Consider the following 1976-nt stretch of genomic DNA (forward strand, 5'->3'; position numbering starts at 1 on the left):
CAACGTCGATCCGCTTGACTGGCTCTCCCAGACCTTGAACCGCATCGCTCAAGGCTGGCCCGTATCTGAAATCGAGGCGCTCATGCCCTGGAACTTCAAGTCCCACGCCATCGGCTGACCGCTTACGATCGAAACCGATCGTGGCTTCGTCATCCCGTTCTTCGCCTCGGCAAAGGGTGATCGTATGACGGCTCATGCTATCTCCAATCTGAAGCGACCAGTTCGGTTCTCAACTCTATCAAACCCACCATGTCCGCCAAGGCGCAGGCGATATGGTGGAGTTCTTCCGCCTTGTCGGCGCTGTCGTGCCCGCGATGAAGGGCGGCGATGGTTGCCACCCGATCGCGGCCGGTGTGAGCGTCTGCCAACATTGGCATTGCAACCTCCTTTCCTCTCGACTGCCCCGATCAAAATACGAAAGCGCCCTGTCCGCTTGACTCGGTGTAGGTTGCACTACCGCCTGCCGCATAAGCCAACACTGCCAGCCATCCGACGCGCGGTCATCAAGGCACTATCACCACGGACAATCCTCCCCGCTACAATGAAAACGTGTTCTTCACGGTCGACTATTGCGACGAGCTGATGGGCGAACCTCTGTTTACCCAGAGCCCCAAAAGTGCTTTGACAAACACTATTCCATCCGGAACAAGCCGAATCGTACCTCGTCCAAGCGCCCACTCTAACATCAGGCCGCTGACACTGGCATTGAATGCCGATGCAACTTTGTTAGGTGTCCATGGATCGGGTAACCCTGACTCCTGTTCAATGAGCTCGAAGATACGAACTAGAAGGGCGTATTTCTCTTCCCGAAACGTACGGCCATCGGCTTCATTCTTTGCGGCCATGGTAAGATCGAGCCGGGCCATCGCACAAAATAGCCCTTGATATCGAGGTTCCGCTTGGATTCGCCGAAACATGTCCGAAATGAGGGTGCAGAGGGTGTCCATCGACGCGACTCTGGTATTTTCAGAGAGATCATCAACGAGTTTCCGGTAGGGCTCTAGCGCCTTCCTCCGCATACTACGTAGCAAGCCCTGTTTGTTCTTGAAGTGCCAGTGTACGGCCCCGCGTGTAACGTTAGCAGAGGCAGCGATTTCTTCGAGAGAGACATCGTCGTATCCTTGCTCCAAAAATAGGTTTTCCGCGGCCAGTAGGATTTGCTCGGCAGTTTGGGCGGCCTGTTCTTTGGTTCGCCTCACATGTATCTCCCTCTCTATTAAGCTACCAGACCTCCGTACAAGCGCCTACGCTGTTCAATCCCGTAGGTATACCTTGACCTGAAGGCAATCTGACCTTCCGGCACGACGGCTTATCAGCGGGTGCAGCATGTCAAGGCTGTCGGTCACCTTGTCGGCAATGCAAAGTTTGTCGCCGGACGTAGTGTTGGAACGTAACGTATAGACCCTTATTGGCACAACTGGCGCCATCACTCTGACCGGAGAAGACCGATGAGCGCTCATTTGCAGCTGAATCAAAACCGCCCTTATGAAAACCTTCTGTTTCGCTAGAGAATGGATGCTGATGATTAGCCTCGTCATGTAAACGGTCTTCCGTTTAGTTGCAACAGAATTGACAAGTGTTGTGAGGACTGCGGGTTCCCAACTACTGGAGGGGCATCGCCCCGCGATTACCGCATGTGGATGCCCCCCAGACGGCGTGAGCGTCCGGCGAACGCATTTTTTATCTGAGATCGACGTGTGAGGTTGAGTTACTGGCTTAACGCTTTAGCCCGTCTTATGCATGACCGTCCTACTGATGGGCCAGGGGAATCGGGTGAACGGCTCATCGAGCAATGAGGCTTGCGAGGAAGTCGTCGTCCCAGGCGGCGATTTTTCGCCTTGAGCGGAGTGAATCTCTGGTGGTCGGCAATCGCAGCAGATTGGTTGCGATATGTTTGATGGTGGTGAAGTTGGCCGGGGCGTTTTCGGTTCGGACGCGGCATTCGTCGTCGCGGAAGACCATGTCCAGCACCCAGT

General features: G+C 54.9%; 3 protein-coding genes and 1 pseudogene. 1 reads left to right on the forward strand and 3 read right to left on the reverse strand.

Annotated features, from left to right (window positions below; all coding sequences use genetic code 11):
• A partial coding sequence (locus ABK249_RS33710) for a transposase domain-containing protein (protein ID WP_348864916.1) occupies positions 1 to 118 on the forward strand: 118 nt, incomplete at its 5' end.
• Positions 119 to 197: 79 nt separating this feature from the next.
• On the opposite strand, the gene ABK249_RS33715 is transcribed toward ABK249_RS33710, so the two are convergent.
• From ABK249_RS33715 to ABK249_RS33725, 3 genes and pseudogenes are all read right to left on the reverse strand, one after another.
• Positions 198 to 377 (reverse strand): hypothetical protein, encoded by a 180-nt coding sequence (locus ABK249_RS33715; RefSeq protein ID WP_210058900.1) that lies wholly within the window; start codon positions 375 to 377, stop codon positions 198 to 200.
• A 189-nt stretch (positions 378 to 566) separates the two neighbouring features.
• Positions 567 to 1199: a TetR/AcrR family transcriptional regulator gene (locus ABK249_RS33720; protein ID WP_210058902.1), complete on the reverse strand. Its 633-nt coding sequence runs from the start codon at positions 1197 to 1199 to the stop codon at positions 567 to 569.
• Between the two features lie 583 nt (positions 1200 to 1782).
• Positions 1783 to 1976 (reverse strand): annotated as a pseudogene (locus ABK249_RS33725) (ISAs1 family transposase); the annotation flags it as partial.

The organism is Neorhizobium phenanthreniclasticum, from assembly GCF_040066075.1.
Lineage (GTDB): Bacteria > Pseudomonadota > Alphaproteobacteria > Rhizobiales > Rhizobiaceae > Neorhizobium > Neorhizobium petrolearium.